This window comes from Saccharopolyspora flava (assembly GCF_900116135.1).
Taxonomy (GTDB): Bacteria; Actinomycetota; Actinomycetes; order Mycobacteriales; family Pseudonocardiaceae; genus Saccharopolyspora; species Saccharopolyspora flava.
The window spans coordinates 320,173-334,069 of the sequence record NZ_FOZX01000005.1; the positions used below are offsets into that span (position 1 = coordinate 320,173).

Annotated in this window: 15 protein-coding genes; 9 read left to right on the forward strand and 6 right to left on the reverse strand. The window is 72.1% G+C overall.

Annotation, left to right across the window (positions count from 1 at the left end; translation table 11 throughout):
- Positions 1–11: 11 nt before the first annotated feature.
- Together BM424_RS17240 and BM424_RS17245 are read left to right on the forward strand one after the other, a co-directional pair.
- A complete protein-coding gene (locus BM424_RS17240) occupies positions 12–809 on the forward strand; it encodes a pentapeptide repeat-containing protein (RefSeq protein WP_217649746.1) in 798 nt (265 codons plus the stop codon).
- A 285-nt stretch (positions 810–1,094) separates the two neighbouring features.
- Positions 1,095–1,739, forward strand: coding sequence for a DUF6518 family protein (locus BM424_RS17245; protein WP_139274091.1), 645 nt, complete (start codon positions 1,095–1,097; stop codon positions 1,737–1,739).
- 7 nt (positions 1,740–1,746) lie between these two features.
- Here BM424_RS17245 and BM424_RS17250 read toward each other — a convergent pair whose 3' ends face one another.
- On the reverse strand, positions 1,747–3,228 hold the full coding sequence (locus tag BM424_RS17250) for an NCS2 family permease (RefSeq protein ID WP_093418999.1): 1,482 nt from the start codon (positions 3,226–3,228) through the stop codon (positions 1,747–1,749).
- Positions 3,229–3,366: 138 nt separating this feature from the next.
- Here BM424_RS17250 and BM424_RS17255 point away from each other — a divergent pair, with 138 nt between their 5' ends.
- Together BM424_RS17255 and BM424_RS17260 are read left to right on the forward strand one after the other, a co-directional pair.
- Positions 3,367–3,900 (forward strand): GNAT family N-acetyltransferase, encoded by a 534-nt coding sequence (locus BM424_RS17255; protein WP_093419001.1) that lies wholly within the window; start codon positions 3,367–3,369, stop codon positions 3,898–3,900.
- A gap of 164 nt (positions 3,901–4,064) precedes the next feature.
- Positions 4,065–4,421, forward strand: coding sequence for a hypothetical protein (locus BM424_RS17260; RefSeq protein ID WP_093419004.1), 357 nt, complete (start codon positions 4,065–4,067; stop codon positions 4,419–4,421).
- 43 nt (positions 4,422–4,464) lie between these two features.
- Here the strand turns inward: BM424_RS17260 and BM424_RS17265 are convergent, their stop codons facing one another.
- Positions 4,465–5,331: a LysR family transcriptional regulator gene (locus BM424_RS17265; RefSeq protein ID WP_093419007.1), complete on the reverse strand. Its 867-nt coding sequence runs from the start codon at positions 5,329–5,331 to the stop codon at positions 4,465–4,467.
- 69 nt (positions 5,332–5,400) lie between these two features.
- Between BM424_RS17265 and BM424_RS17270 the strand changes: the two genes are divergently transcribed.
- Positions 5,401–6,267, forward strand: coding sequence for an EamA family transporter (locus BM424_RS17270; protein ID WP_175548136.1), 867 nt, complete (start codon positions 5,401–5,403; stop codon positions 6,265–6,267).
- Positions 6,268–6,271: 4 nt separating this feature from the next.
- Here BM424_RS17270 and BM424_RS17275 read toward each other — a convergent pair whose 3' ends face one another.
- Positions 6,272–6,838 (reverse strand): TetR/AcrR family transcriptional regulator, encoded by a 567-nt coding sequence (locus BM424_RS17275; RefSeq protein ID WP_093419013.1) that lies wholly within the window; start codon positions 6,836–6,838, stop codon positions 6,272–6,274.
- Positions 6,839–6,972: 134 nt separating this feature from the next.
- On the opposite strand from BM424_RS17275, the gene BM424_RS17280 reads away from it, so the two are divergent.
- The 4 genes from BM424_RS17280 (at position 6,973) to BM424_RS17295 (ending at position 10,473) form a co-directional block, all read left to right on the forward strand.
- Positions 6,973–7,329 (forward strand): VOC family protein, encoded by a 357-nt coding sequence (locus BM424_RS17280; RefSeq protein WP_093419016.1) that lies wholly within the window; start codon positions 6,973–6,975, stop codon positions 7,327–7,329.
- A gap of 313 nt (positions 7,330–7,642) precedes the next feature.
- Positions 7,643–8,050, forward strand: coding sequence for a YciI family protein (locus BM424_RS17285; protein WP_093419331.1), 408 nt, complete (start codon positions 7,643–7,645; stop codon positions 8,048–8,050).
- 4 nt (positions 8,051–8,054) lie between these two features.
- Complete coding sequence (locus BM424_RS17290) at positions 8,055–9,194, forward strand: RNA polymerase sigma factor (RefSeq protein ID WP_093419019.1); 1,140 nt, start codon at positions 8,055–8,057, stop codon at positions 9,192–9,194.
- Positions 9,195–9,360: 166 nt separating this feature from the next.
- Entirely contained in the window at positions 9,361–10,473 is a 1,113-nt protein-coding gene (locus tag BM424_RS17295) for an FAD-dependent oxidoreductase (RefSeq protein WP_093419021.1), read from the forward strand.
- Between the two features lie 10 nt (positions 10,474–10,483).
- On the opposite strand, the gene BM424_RS17300 is transcribed toward BM424_RS17295, so the two are convergent.
- The 3 genes from BM424_RS17300 to BM424_RS17310 all read right to left on the reverse strand — a co-directional run bounded on the left by BM424_RS17300 (position 10,484) and on the right by BM424_RS17310 (position 13,801).
- Positions 10,484–10,882 carry a VOC family protein gene (locus tag BM424_RS17300; RefSeq protein ID WP_093419024.1) on the reverse strand — a complete coding sequence of 133 codons (399 nt, stop codon included), beginning with the start codon at positions 10,880–10,882 and terminating at the stop codon, positions 10,484–10,486.
- A 76-nt stretch (positions 10,883–10,958) separates the two neighbouring features.
- A complete protein-coding gene (locus BM424_RS17305; RefSeq protein ID WP_093419026.1) occupies positions 10,959–11,987 on the reverse strand; it encodes a tyrosine-type recombinase/integrase in 1,029 nt (342 codons plus the stop codon).
- Between the two features lie 347 nt (positions 11,988–12,334).
- Positions 12,335–13,801 (reverse strand): amidase, encoded by a 1,467-nt coding sequence (locus BM424_RS17310; RefSeq protein ID WP_093419029.1) that lies wholly within the window; start codon positions 13,799–13,801, stop codon positions 12,335–12,337.
- Between the last annotated feature and the right edge of the window lie 96 nt (positions 13,802–13,897).

Consider the following 13,897-nt stretch of genomic DNA (forward strand, 5'->3'; position numbering starts at 1 on the left):
GTGAGGGGACAATCCCGGGTGTGGAGCTGCAAGCCGACTGCGCGCGGTGCTTCGGGTTGTGCTGCGTGGCGCTGCCGTTCTCGGCCTCGCGGGACTTCGCCGTCGACAAACCCGCCGGAACCCCGTGCCACCACCTGGCCGGCGACTTCTCCTGCGGCATCCACTCGCGGCTGCGCGAGGAGGGTTTCGCCGGGTGCACGGTCTTCGACTGCTTCGGCGCCGGCCAGCACCTCTCGCAGCACACCTTCGGCGGCGTGTCCTGGCGTGAGGCCCCGGAGTCCGCCGGGGCGATGTTCGCGGCGCTGCCGGTGATGCGCGGCCTGCACGAACTCCTGTGGTACCTGCGCGATGCCCTGGACCGGGAGGAGACCGCGCCGCTGCACGCGCGGCTGGAGCAACGCCGCCGCGAGGTCGAGGAACTCACCGACTCCCCCGCCGCAACGCTGCGCCGTGTCGACCTGGCCGTCGAACGCGCCCGCACCGGGGACCTGCTGGGCGAGGCCAGTCAGCTGGTGCGCGGCCCCCACTCGGGTCCCGAGCACCGCGGGGCCGACCTGATGGGCGCACGGCTGCGCCGGGCCGATCTGCGCGCGGCGAACCTGCGGGGCGCGCTGCTCATCGCCGCCGACGCCCGCCACGCCGACCTGCGGTGGGCGGACCTGCTGGGCACGGATCTGCGCGACACCGACGTGCGCGGCGCCGACCTCACCGACGCCCTGTTCCTCACCCCACCACAGGTCGCGGCCGCCCGAGGCGACGAAACCACCCTGCTGCCAACCGGTATGGAACGCCCGGCGCACTGGACCTAGGAACACCACCCACGCTGCGAGTCATCGGTCCCGAACAGTGCGCGCCGCGCGTGCGGGTCCAGCGCACTCAACTGCGCGGGCAGGGCGCCGCGCCTCGCTGCGATGGGCCAGCACCGCGCGGGTTTTGACCTCCAGCCACTCGGCGACGTCGACCGAAACGGCCACCTGCTCGTCCGGCACGGCCTTGCCCGCGCCCCGGTGTGGTGGAGGATCCGCCATCCAGCCGCGCCGGGATTGCACCGAACCGGCCTGGTGCTGGGCCCGCCGGGTGCCAGACTGCACGACATGCCCCCGCCCGCCGGACGTCACCGCAGGCGCAGCGCCACCGCCGTGGCCGGTGCGGCCGTGGCGGCGGGACTCGCGGTCGGTGCCGCCACGGCGCTGGCGCAGGGCCGGTTGCCTTCGGAGTTGGCTCCGCTGGCGACCTCCAGCGGAGCCTGGTGCCTGGTCGCGTTCGTGCTGGCCCTGCCCGCCCCCTCGGTGCTCTCGGGCGGGGTTGCCGGGGCCGGGGCCCTGGCGGGCATGCTCACCGGCTACGGGCTCACCGATCTGCTGCGCGGCTATCCGTCCTCGAGTGGGCTGCTGGTGCTGTGGGCCGGTGCCGCGCTGCTGGCCGGGCCGCTGCTGGGGGTAGGTGCGCACTGGCTGCCGCGCGCGCCGGGAACCCGCGCGGCCCTGGGGGTCTCGATCCTGGCCGGGGTGCTGCTGGGCGAGGCCGGCTACGGTCTGACGGTGCTGGCCACCACCAGCGACCCGCGTTACTGGTGGGGCCAGGCCGGTCTCGGCGCGCTCGCCCTGCTGGCGGCCGCGGTGGTCCGGCTGCGCGGGGTCGGGGTGATCGTGCAGTCGGTGCTGTTCACCGCGGCGGTGGCCACCACGTTCCCGGTGATCGCGATGCACGCCGGCGCGCTGATGCTGCTCGCACCGTGACCGGCCCTCACGCCCCGAGGAGCTCCGTGAGGGGTTCGACGCAGAAGTAGAGCACGAACAGCGCCGAGACCACCCACATCAGCGGGTGGATCTCCCGGGCCCGCTTCTGCACGCTGCGGATCACCACGTAGGCGATGAACCCGACGCCGATGCCCGCGGAGATGGAGTAGCTGAAGGGCATGACCACGATCGTCAGGAACGCCGGGATCGCCAGCCCGTGGTCGCTGAAGTCGATCGCCCGGATCTGGGTGAGCATCAGGAACCCGATCACCACCAGCGCGGGGCTGGCGGCTTCGAACGGCACGGTGGAGATCAGCGGGGTGAACAGCATCGCCAGCAGGAACAGCACCCCGGTGACCACGCTGGCCAGGCCGGTGCGGGCGCCTTCGCCGATGCCGGCGGCGGATTCGACGTAGGTGGTGTTCGACGAGGTCGAGGCGGCGCCACCGCCGATGGCGGCCAGCGAGTCGATGAGAAACACCCGCCCGATGCCCGGCAGCGTGCCGTCGCGGTCGAGCAGATCGCCTTCGGCGCCCAGGCCCACGACGGTGCCCATGGTGTCGAAGAAGTCGACCAGCAGCAGCGTGAACACCAGCAGCAGCACCGCCACCAGACCCACGTTCTGCACGGATCCGAGCAGGCTGAACCGCCCCAGAAGCCCGAGATCCGGGGTGTCGAGGAGCCGGTCGGGCAGCGCGGGCACCACCAGGCTCCAGCCGCGCGGGTTGCTCGACCCGTCCTCGCCGGTGGCCGGCCCGGTGTGGGTGAGGGCTTCGACGATGACGGCCAGCACCGTGGTGGAGACGATGCCCAGCAGGATCGCGCCCTTGACGCGGCGGGCCACCAGCGCGGCGGTGATCAGCAGCCCGACGGCGAAGACGAACACCGGCCACCCGGCGAGGTTTCCGTTGATGCCCAGCTGCACCGGTGTGGTGGTGCCGGCCTCGTCGGGCATCCGGCGGATGAAACCGGAGTCGACGAACCCGATCAGCGCGATGAACAACCCGATGCCGACGCTGATGGCGGTCTTGAGCTGCGCGGGCACGGCGTTGAACACCGCGGTGCGCAGCCCGGTCAGCACCAGGATGGTGATGATCACGCCCTCGATGACGATGAGACCCATCGCATCGGCCCAGGTCATGCGGGTGGCCACGGCCGAGGCCAGGAACGCGTTGAGGCCCAGCCCGGCCGCGATCGCGAACGGATACCGGCCGATCACGCCCATCAGGATCGTCAGCACCCCGGCGGCCAGCGCCGTCGCCGAGGCCACCGGCCCGACCCCCAGCGTCGCCCCCGTCGCATCGGGCGCGGTGCCCACGATCAGCGGGTTGAGCACCACGATGTAGGACATCGCGAAGAACGTCGCCAACCCGCCCCGGATCTCCCGCGACAGCGTCGAACCCCGCGCGGTGATCTCGAAGTAGCGATCCAGCACCCCCACCGGTCGGGTGCTGCGGGTTGGCGTGTCGGGTCTGGCCTCGTCGGACATGTGCGCTCCCAGCGATCTCGAACAGCCGCGAATCGCGTGATCGTAAGCGCCAGCACCACCCGCACCGCCCCGGTTCACCCAACCGCAACGACACCGACCACCCCGGTAACCCGGCATCCCCGCACTAGGCTCGATCACGTGTCCACCACCCGCCCGTGGCCGCAGGCCGCGCCCCTGGCCACCGCGCGGCTGTACCTCGAGCCGCTGCGGGTCTCACACGCCGGCGAGGCCGCCGCGGTCTTCGACGACGTGCGCCTGCACCGCTGGACCGGTGGTCGTCCCCGCACCCGCGAGGAACTGGAGGCCACCTACCGCAGGCGGTCGGTGGGCTGTTCCCCCGACGGCCGGCGGGGATGGCTGAACTGGATGCTGCGACGCCGATCCGACCAGCGGCTCCTCGGCACGGTCCAAGCCACCCTGTCCCGGACCGGCCCTTCGGCGACCGTCGCCGAACTGGCCTGGGTGATCGCCACCGACCACCAGCGCCACGGCTACGCCCGCGAAGCCGCCACCGGCGTCGTCGCGTGGCTGCGGGCTCGGGGGATCGTGGAACTGCGGGCCCACATCCACCCCTGCCACGACGCCTCCCAGGCCGTGGCCCGCGCCCTGGGACTGCGCCCCACCGACGTCGTGGCCGACGGGGAAGTCCTGTGGCGGGCCGTCGTCGGCTGAAAACCCGGGCGGGCCGTCGTCGTTCGGTGATGCCGGGACACGCCGGGCGGGAAACGCCGTGGTGGGTTCGGCGAACGGGCGTCGTCGTGCCGCTCGCCGAATGACGAGGGGAAACGATCGCGCACGCGAGACCGCGAGATCAAGATCGTCCTACGGTCCGAAACATGCCCAAGAAACCCATTTCCCGCTACTTCAACTTCGGCGTGACCTTCCGCTGGATCCACGGCGAGCCGCGCATCGTGGTCAAACGCGGTTACGTGTGCGAAGGGCACGCCTTCTTCGTCATCGCCCGGCCGCCGTTCGAGATCACCGACGTGCCCGGCCTCGACCCCCACCACGATCACCACACGTGGCTGGCCACCATCCCCGCCAACCCGAGTGAGTGGGGAAACGACCGCTACTTCCTGAAGACCGCGCACGCGTGGGCCTCTCACAACGTCGCGCTCATCGATGTCCGCAACCGCACCGATTCCGGCGGCCGGAACCATCAGGGGGTGCGGCCGCACCCACCCGGTGGGTGACGGTTTTCATGAAAACTTCCCCCACCCCCACCACAAAGGGCCCTCACCCGCGGTAGAGCTCGGTGAGCAGGTCGACGACCTTGCCGGTGTGCGGGTGGCGTTCGTCGCGCCACCACAGCACGCGCACCGGGATCGGCGGGGCGTCGCGCACCCGCCGGAACACCACGCCGCTGCGCCGGTACTGGGTCAGGGTGGCCTCGGAGGTGATGCCCACGACCCGGCCGCTGGAGACCGCGGTGAGCCAGTCGTCGACGTCGGAGGTGTGCTCGAAGGCCGGGCGGTGTTCCGGCGGCCACAGCTGCGGCGTCGTGGAACCGGCGCGGCGGTCGAGCAGCACGGTGCGCTCGGCCAGGTCGTGCAGCCGCACGAAACGCCGCCGCGCCCAGGCGTCGTCGGTGGCCATCGCGCAGTAGCGGCGTTCCAACCCCACCACGACGTCGGAGAAGCGCTTGCGGTCGGGTTCGGAGCGCACCACCGCCACGTCGCAGGCTCCTTCGGCCAGCCCGGCGGTGGCCGAGTTGGTGCGCACCAGCTGCAACCGCACCTCCGGGAAGGTGCGCGCCCACCGCCGCTGGAAGTCCACGGTGTGGCGGCCCAGGGCCGACCACGCGTGCCCCACCCGCACCCCGGCCTCCCCGCTGGTGGCCTCCCCGCTGGTGGCCTCGCGCACCAGCTCGTCGGTCTCGGCCAGCACCCGCCGGGCACGGGCCAGCACCCGGGTGCCGGCGGCGGTCGGGGCGATCCGGCGGCTGGTGCGCCGCAGCAACCGCACCCCGAGTGCGTTCTCCAGCCCGGCCAGGGTGCGCGACACCTGAGCCTGGGACAGGCCGAGTTCGACGGCGGCATCGGTGAAACTGCCCGCCTCCACGATCGCGACCAGGCATCTCAGCTGCCGCAGCTCCACATCCATACCTCAAGCGTATCGGCGGCGTGGCGGATGCATTATGCGCAACGAACCCGCCGGGGCAGGCTGGCCACCATGACCACCGCGCACACCCCCACCGCCCCGGCCACCACCACTTCTCGCGGGACTGGGGTGGTGCTGATGAGCGGCAGCGCCCTGTCCAATCAGACCGGGGCCGCGATCGGGGCGCTGGCCTTCGACACCCTCACCCCCGCCGGTGTCGTCGCGATCCGCCAGTGGATCGCCGCCGTGGCCCTGCTGGCCACCACCCGCCCGCGCTGGCGGGAGTTCACCCGCGCCCAGTGGCGCCTGGTCCTCGCCCTGGCGGGGGTGTTCGCGATCATCAACCTCGCCCTCTACAGCGCCGTCGACCGCATCGGCCTGGGCCTGGCCGTCACCCTGGAATTCCTCGGGCCGCTCACCGTGGCCCTGGCCGGATCCCGGCGTCGCATCGATCTCGCCTGCGCCCTGCTGGCCGGGGCCGGGGTGGCGGTGCTGATGCGCCCGCAACCCAGCACCGACTACCTCGGCATGGGCCTGGCGCTGCTGGCCGCGGTCTGCTGGGCCTGCTACATCCTGCTCAACCGCGCCCTGGGGCGCAGCCTGCCCGGCGCGCAGGGCACCGCCACCGCCTGCGGACTGTCCGGGCTGGTGTTCGTCCCCATCGGTATCGGCGTGCTGGCCACCCACCCACCGACCGGGCCCGCGCTCGGCTGCGCGATCACCGCCGGAGTGCTGTCCTCAGCGGTGCCGTTCCTGTGCGACGCGCTGGCCCTGCGCCACGTCACCGCCCCGCTGTTCGCGATCGTCATGAGCCTCAACCCGGTCCTGGCGGCCACCACCGGCCTGCTCATCCTCGACCAGCACCTCGACACCACCCAGTGGGCCGCCATCACCGCCATCGTGGCCGCCAACACCACCACCATCCTCACCCGACGCTGACCGTTCAGCCCCCTCGGCGCAGGCCGTCGAAGAGGAGCTCGGTGATCTGCTGGGCCTCGCGCAGCCACCCCTCGCGCACCCGCATCGAGCACACGCCGCCCAGCGCCCGCAGCAGGGTGGCGCCGGTGATGTCCTCGCGCACCGCACCGGCCGAGCTCGCGGCCTCGATCAGCCGGGACAGGGCCTGAGCCATGCTCTCGCGGGCTTCGTCGAAGACCGGTGAGTCGGTGGCCATGATGCTCTCCAGCGCGACCGACATCCCCTTGCCGATCGCGGCGTGGTCGACCAGCAGCAGCAGGAACCGCCGCAGCGCCTCCTCGGGGGCGTGCCGGTGCAGGAGGTCGTCGGCCTGCGCGCACAGGTCGTCGACCTCCTGCCGGTAGACCTCGGCGATCAGCGCCTCGCGGGTGTCGAAGTGGCGGTAGAGGGTGCCCACGGCCACGCCGGCGCGGCGGGCGATCTCCTCGACGTGCACGTCGGTGTCGGCCTCCAGGAACGCCTCGCGGGCCGCCGAGAGCAGGGCCTGGCGATTGCGGCGCGCGTCGGCGCGCAGCGGCCGTGGGGAGCTCACGCCACCTCCTAAGGTGAGTCTGGTTCCGTTTAGGAGTACCGTTTCCGGAGTCGGGTTCATCTTACGGAGGAGCCCCCTGCGCGCCCGGCACCTTCCCGGGCGCGCGCCCCAACGACGAGAACAGGACCACCGGCATGGCCTTCACCCTGACCTCGGTGATCATCGACGCCGCCGAGATCGACAGCGAGAGCACCTTCTGGCACCGGATGCTCGGCGGCTCGATCCACCGCACCCCCACCCACCACTTCATCCAGGCACCCGGCATCCCCGTCATCGTCATCCAGTCGGCCCCGAACCAGCCCAGCCCCCAGTGGCCCGACGGGACCCCGCAGCAGATGCACCTCGACTTCGCCGTCGACGACCTCGCCACCGCCGACCGCACCGCCACCGACGCCGGCGCCACCCGACTGCACCCCACCGGCGAGACCGGCGCCGGCAGCCGCGTCTACGCCAGCCCCGCGGGACATCCCTTCTGCCTGCGCGCCCGCTGACCCCGCACACCACGACGAGCCTCGCGCCGGGCGCGGGCGAAACCGAGGAGAGGCGCACATGAACACTGCCGCAACACCGGTTCTGGTCACCGGCGCCACGGGCCGCGCCCTGGGAACCGGCCCGCCCGGAGTGTGCGCTGGGGCATCGACCTGACCAGCTTCGAACAGTGGGCTCAGCAACACCTGCGAACCTCCTGAGCCGCACACGTCCGGGAAAAACATCGGAGCCGATGTCGAGAATCGGGTTTCGGCACCGTCCCCGGGGTGAAAGACGGCCACAATGGCCGCACACCCTCCGAGGGAGACGATGATCATGGCCAAGTACCTGCTGCTCAAGCACTACCGAGGCGCTCCGGAAGCCGTCAACGACGTGCCGATGGAGCAGTGGGCGCCCGAGGAGGTCGACGCGCACATGCGCTACATGAACGACTTCGCCGACCGCCTCAAGACCACCGGCGAGTTCGTCGACGCCCAAGCACTGGCCCCGGAAGGAACGTGGGTGCGCCACGACGGCCCGGGCCGCCCGCCGGTCACCGACGGACCCTTCGCCGAGACCAAAGACCTCATCGCCGGGTGGATGATCATCGACGTCGACTCCTACGACCGCGCCCTGGAACTGGCCGGGGAACTCTCGGCCGCCCCCGGCGCCGGCGGAAACCCCATCCACGAGTGGCTCGAACTGCGCCCGTTCCTGACCGCACCGCCCACCATCACCGAGTGAACCGGTGGACGACACCGACATCCGGGCGTGGAGCCCGGCGGTCATCGGCGTCCTGCGCCGCCGCGGAGCCGACTTCGCCGCGGCGGAGGACGCCGTGCAGGAAGCCCTGCTCGAAGCGGTGCGCACCTGGCCGCACACCCCACCGACGGACCCGCAGGGCTGGCTGATCACCACCGCCTGGCGCAAGTTCCTCGACGCGGTACGCAGCGACACCGCCCGCCGACGCCGCGAGACCCAGGCCACCGCCGAACCCGAACCCGACACCGTCCCGGGCACCGACGACACGCTCGAGCTGTACTTCCTGTGCGCCCACCCGAGCCTGAGCCCGGCCTCGGCGGTGGCGTTGACGCTGCGCGCGGTCGGTGGGCTCACCACCCGCCAGATCGCCCAGGCCTACCTGGTTCCCGAGCCCACGATGGCCCAGCGCATCAGCCGCGCCAAGCGCACCGTCACCGGCGCCCGCTTCACCCGGCCCGGCGAGGTGGGCACGGTGCTGCGGGTGCTGTACCTGGTGTTCAACGAGGGCTACACCGGCGAGGTGGACCTGGCCGCCGAGGCCATCCGCCTGACCCGCCGGTTGGCGGGCATCACCGACGACCCGGAGGTGCGGGGCCTGCTGGCGCTGATGCTGCTGCACCACGCGCGCCGCCCGGCACGCACCGACCCCCGAGGACGCCTGGTGCCGCTGGCCGAGCAGAACCGAAACCTCTGGGACACCAGCCTGATCAGCGAAGGCGTGGCGATCCTGCAGCACGCGCTGGCCGCCGACCGGCTGGGCGAGTACCAGGCGCAGGCGGCGATCGCGGCCCTGCACGCCGACGCCCCGAGCGCGGCCGACACCGACTGGCCGCAGATCGTCGAGTGGTACGACGAACTGCTGGAGATCACCGGCTCACCCGTGGTGCGGTTGAACCGGGCCGTCGCCGTGGGCCAAGCCCGCGGTCCGCAAGCGGGCCTGGCCGCGCTGGCCGACTGCGACCCATCGGTGCCCCGCTACACCGCCACCCACGCCTACCTGACCGAACACGCCGGAAACCCGGCCAGGGCCGCGGACTTGTACGCCGAGGCGGCACGTGCAGCGGGCAGCCTCGCCGAACGCGACCACCTCCTGCGCCAAGCCGCCCGCCTCAACTCCGCACGGTGAACCGGGCCGTTCGGGATTTGCTCGCCCGCGCCCGGCCGCACTAGATTCGCGGTGTCGCGAAAAACGATGTCCCGCTGTGCTTGGTCGCCGGACATCGCGCGCACACCGACGGTTCCGATCGGTGAAGCGGCTCCCCACCAGGACGACCGCAACCGAGGAACCCTGCATGCACACCAGCGTCACCATCATCGGCGCGGGACTGGGCGGGCTGATGCTCGCCCGGGTCCTGCACACCCGCGGCATCACCGCCACGATCTACGAGGCCGAGGACTCGGCGACCGCCCGCACCCAGGGCGCCCTGCTCGACATCCACGAACCATCCGGGCAGGCCGCGATCCACGCGGCGGGCCTATCCGACGAGTTCCACGCCCTGGTGCGGCCGGGAGAGGACGCCAAACGCGTCGTCGACCGCCACGGCACGATCCTGCTCGACCGGCCCGCCGACCCCGGCTCATCCCGGCCCGAGGTGGATCGCGGCGAACTGCGGCGCCTGCTCATCGACTCACTCGTGCCCGGAACGATCCGCTGGGGGCACAGGCTCACCGCGCTCCGGCCCCACCCGGCCGGCGGCGCCGACCTCACGTTCACCAACGGCTCCACGGTCCGCGCCGAGGTCGTCGTCGGCGCGGACGGCGCGTGGTCGAGGGTCCGGCCGCTGCTCACCGACGCCGAGCCGCGCTACAGCGGCACCTGCTTCGTCGACATCGCCCTCTCCCCAGGGCATCGGGACAGCGTGGCCGGGATCGGCAGCGGCACGTTGATGGCGGTCGCGCCGGGCCAGGGCATCATCGTCCACCGCGACGCGCAGGGCGGTGTGCGCGGGTACGTGGCGTTGACCAGGCCCGAGCAGTGGATGCGCCAGGTCGACTTCGCTGACCCGGCCGCCGGTCTGCGCCTCCTGGCCCGGGAGTTCGACGGCTGGTCGCCCTCGCTCACCGCGTTCGTGAGCGGTAGCGACGTGCCGCCGCGGCTGCGGCCGATCCACGCGCTGCCCGTCGGGCTCAGCTGGGGCCGGGTGCCCGGGGTGACGCTGCTCGGCGACGCCGCGCACCTGATGTCGCCGTTCGCCGGTGAAGGCGCCAACCTCGCCCTGCTCGACGGCGCCGAGCTGGCGCACGAGCTGGCCGGGCACGCGTCTGTGGAGGCCGCGCTCGCCGCCTACGAGAAGCGGCTTTTCTCCCGCAGCCGGGAGGCCGCCGCCCGCTCGGCGCGCAACCTGGAGACATTCTTCGGCCAGGAGGCGCCGGACAGCGTGGTCTCGCTGTTCGGCGCCTCCTGAGAATGGATGGTCAGGCTTCGACGACGGCGATGTGGTTGCCGTCCGGGTCGCTGATCATGAACAGCAGCGGTGAGCCCGGGCCGGATTCGGGTTCGGAGTCGATCTGGACCCCGCCGAGGGCGCGCAGCCGCTCGTACTCGCCGTGCACGTCGGCGGTTTCGACGCCGATGCCGCTGCCGCCCGGCTGGCCGCCGCCCATGGGTGGGTTCAGGGCCAGGCGCGCGGTCGATCCGGGTGGGGCGACTTCGAGCCACCGGTACTCGTCGTTCGGGCCGAAGCGGGTGTCGCCGCGGACCTCCCAGCCGAGCTTGCCGGTGTAGAAGTCCAGGGCGGTGTCCTGGTCGGCGACGGTGAACATGGTGACGCCGATGTTGGTGACGGTCGTGGAAGTGGGCGTGTGTGTCGTCATGTACTGGGGACTACCCCGGCGGCCGAAACTCATCGCCGCACACCCAAGATTCTTTTCGTCACCGTGACCTAAATGATCAAGGGGATTGCTCGTCCGAATCCGGCTGGGATCGGGTCGCTTCGGCGACCAGGTGGGCCGGGTCGCGGGTCAGCGACAGGGCCACGTGGTCGTAGAGCTGGGTGATGGCCGCCGAGGAGTGCCCGAGCGCGTCGCGGCGGTCTTCCAGGGCCGCTCCGTACTGGCGGGCGATGGTGTTGAAGGTGTGGCGCATCGAGTGCGGGGTGATGCGCTGCGGCATCGGCACCCCGGCCTGGGCGGCCATGGCCTGCACCAGCCGGTAGACCTGGTGGCGGTTGATGCGCCGCCCGTCGCGGGTGATCACCAGTGCGTCGGTGTCGGCGTCGGGGCGTTGCTGCAGGTAGGCGTCGAGCACCCCGTGCAGTCCGTGCGGGATGGGCCGGGTGCGGACCTTGCCGCCCTTCATCCGCACCGTGAGCACCCGCATGCCCTCCCGGTGCCCGAGGTCGGCGAGATCGGCCTGGCACAGCTCCGAGACCCGCACCCCCAGGTCGATCAGCAGCGCCATCACCAGCGCGGCGGCCTGCGGGCCGAGGGTGCGGTGCCGGTAGGTGCGGCTCTCGGTGAGCATCACCGAGGCCTGCTCGGCCGAGACGCTGGCGGTCGGCGAGTGCCGGCGGTCGTAGCGGGGCCGGGAGGCATCGCGCGCCGGGTTGGCGTCGATCGCTCCGGCGCGCACGAGGTGGGTGTAGAAGCTGGAGATCGCGGCGATCTTGCGGGCGCGGGTGGAGGCCGCCGGGGGCTTGCCGGTGCGCGGGTTCGGGGTGGCGGCCAGTTCGGCGGCGTACATCTGCACCTCGGGCAGCCGCACGCCCAGCGGGTCCAGGTCGCGGCGGGTGCACCAGTCCAGGTACTCGCGCAGGTCCCGGGTGTAGGCGGCGCGGGTGTCGGCGGAGTCGGTGAACGAGCCCAGCCAGGAGGCGATCAGCGCGGTGAGGGTGTGGCCCGTGCGCGTGGTCGCGGCCAGCAGTTCCGTTTGCGCCCGGTTGCCCACCGCACTGCCGCCACCCGCGGCCTGAATCTCCATGATCCCATCTTACCGCACATAAGCGCGATTATGCGCGCCTCCCTTCTGTCCGTTTTCCCTCGTCAGTGTTCCGTTTCGTTTGTGTCATAACGTTAATAACGTAATTGGTTGGAGGGGTGTTGACACGACGCGAGAACTGGGTGGGGGTTCGTTCGCCGACCGGCGGGATGCGCACGCCTGCGTGAGAGGACCGGACCCCGGGCGGACCCTCGGAGGAGCTCCCCTTCCCCACCCTCTGGGCCGCGCGTGGATTCGTCAGTGACGGTTCCGCGCCGGGTGTGAGGGGAAGCGCCACAACCGCGCTGCGCGACGCGATCGCCCCCGCCGCATCCCCACCGAGCCGCCGATCACCGCACCCGAGGCCCGCAGGAGGTACCCGGAGCGCGGAATCCGCCGAGTCGCTGGTCGAGCAGTGCGGCCAGGTGCAGCGGGGTGCGGTCTTCGAAGGCCGGGCCGATGAGCTGGATCCCGACCGGCAGCCCGTCCTCGTCGGGTCCGGTGGGGATGGCGGTGGCCGGCAGGCCGGGCATGGTGGCCAGGCCCGCCCACACGAGCTGGTCGAAGAACGGGTAGCCGACGCCGTCGACGTCGATGCGACGGCCCAGCAGGTCCGGGTCGTGGTCGTGCCCGAAGGCGGGGGTGGGTGTGATCGGGCAGGCCACGACGTCGAACTCGGTGAACACGCGTCGCCATCGGTGGCGGTGCAGTTCGCGGAGCCGGTGCGCGTGCATCCAGTCGCGGTGGCTGCACACCATCGCCCGCCACCGCGTGGCTTCCAGGCTCCGGTCCCCCGCATCGAAGTGCGCGGCGCGGTCCCGGAGATCGTCGTAGGCGTCGAGGGGGAAGTGCGCGGTGGAGCCGGAGAACAGCAGCTGGGTGTAGATCCGGGCGGCCTCGGCCAGGTCCGGCAGCAACGCACTGCCCCGGTCGACCCGGGCGCCGCCGTCGCCGAGTGCCGCGGCCACCCGCTCCACCCCTGCGCGCACGGCTGCACTGGTCGCGATCAGCGGATGCTCGTCGAGCACCAGAACCCGGAAGTCCTCCAGCCGTGGGTGACGTGCGGGCGGTAGCCGCAGCCGGTGCGCCTTGCCGTGGGTGAGCGGGTCGGGCCCGGCCATGACCTCCAGCAGCAGGGCGAGGTCACCGGCGGTGCGTGCCATCGGGCCGACCACGGCGAGATCCTGCTCCACGGGCAGCGCCGGTTCGCCCGGGGCGACCATGCCGCGGGTGGCGGCCAGGCCGAGGGTGGGTTTGTGGGCGTAGATCCCGCAGAAGTGCGCGGGAGTGCGCAGCGACCCGGCCAGGTCCGACCCGAGCGACAGCGCCCCGAATCCGCACGCCAAGGCCGCCGCCGACCCACCCGAGGACCCGCCCGGCGTGCGGTCGTGGCACCAGGGGTTGCGGGTGGTGCCGTGGATGTCGTTGAAGCTCTGCAGGTCCTGCAATCCGAGCGGCACGTTGGTTTTGCCGAGCACGACCGCCCCGGCCGCCTTGATCCGCTCCACCTGCACGGCATCGGCGGCCGGGTAGTGGTGGCGGTGCTGCGGCATACCCCAGGTGGTGGGCAGGCCGGTGATGTCGAAGCACTCCTTGACCGTGACCGGAACACCCAGCAGCGGCGCCTCCCGGCCTTCGCGGCGGGCGCGGTCGGCTTGGTGCGCGGCGTGGCGGGCGCGGTCGAAGTCGCGCACGCAGAGCGCGTTGATCTCTCGGTCGTGCGCTTCGATGCGGGCGATGGACTCCTCGGTCAACTCCAGCGAGGACACCTCACCGGTGCGCATCGCCGACAGGCACTCGGCAGCTGAGCGGAACATGCACCCGACGCTAGAGACAGGCCGCGCAGGCCATAAAACTCCGCGCGGCACAACGACGACCGCGAAAATTCGCAGGCTCGGCCTCAGGCGGTGGAG

Coding starts and splice junctions, on each gene's coding strand:
- BM424_RS17280 (WP_093419016.1), top strand. CDS start 6,973: ATGGCCTTCACCCTGACCTCGGTGATCATCGACGCCGCCGAGATCGAC.
- BM424_RS17295 (WP_093419021.1), top strand. CDS start 9,361: ATGCACACCAGCGTCACCATCATCGGCGCGGGACTGGGCGGGCTGATG.
- BM424_RS17310 (WP_093419029.1), bottom strand. CDS start 13,801: ATGTTCCGCTCAGCTGCCGAGTGCCTGTCGGCGATGCGCACCGGTGAG.
- BM424_RS17245 (WP_139274091.1), top strand. CDS start 1,095: ATGCCCCCGCCCGCCGGACGTCACCGCAGGCGCAGCGCCACCGCCGTG.
- BM424_RS17285 (WP_093419331.1), top strand. CDS start 7,643: ATGGCCAAGTACCTGCTGCTCAAGCACTACCGAGGCGCTCCGGAAGCC.
- BM424_RS17260 (WP_093419004.1), top strand. CDS start 4,065: ATGCCCAAGAAACCCATTTCCCGCTACTTCAACTTCGGCGTGACCTTC.
- BM424_RS17250 (WP_093418999.1), bottom strand. CDS start 3,228: ATGTCCGACGAGGCCAGACCCGACACGCCAACCCGCAGCACCCGACCG.
- BM424_RS17300 (WP_093419024.1), bottom strand. CDS start 10,882: ATGACGACACACACGCCCACTTCCACGACCGTCACCAACATCGGCGTC.
- BM424_RS17270 (WP_175548136.1), top strand. CDS start 5,401: ATGACCACCGCGCACACCCCCACCGCCCCGGCCACCACCACTTCTCGC.
- BM424_RS17305 (WP_093419026.1), bottom strand. CDS start 11,987: ATGGAGATTCAGGCCGCGGGTGGCGGCAGTGCGGTGGGCAACCGGGCG.
- BM424_RS17265 (WP_093419007.1), bottom strand. CDS start 5,331: ATGGATGTGGAGCTGCGGCAGCTGAGATGCCTGGTCGCGATCGTGGAG.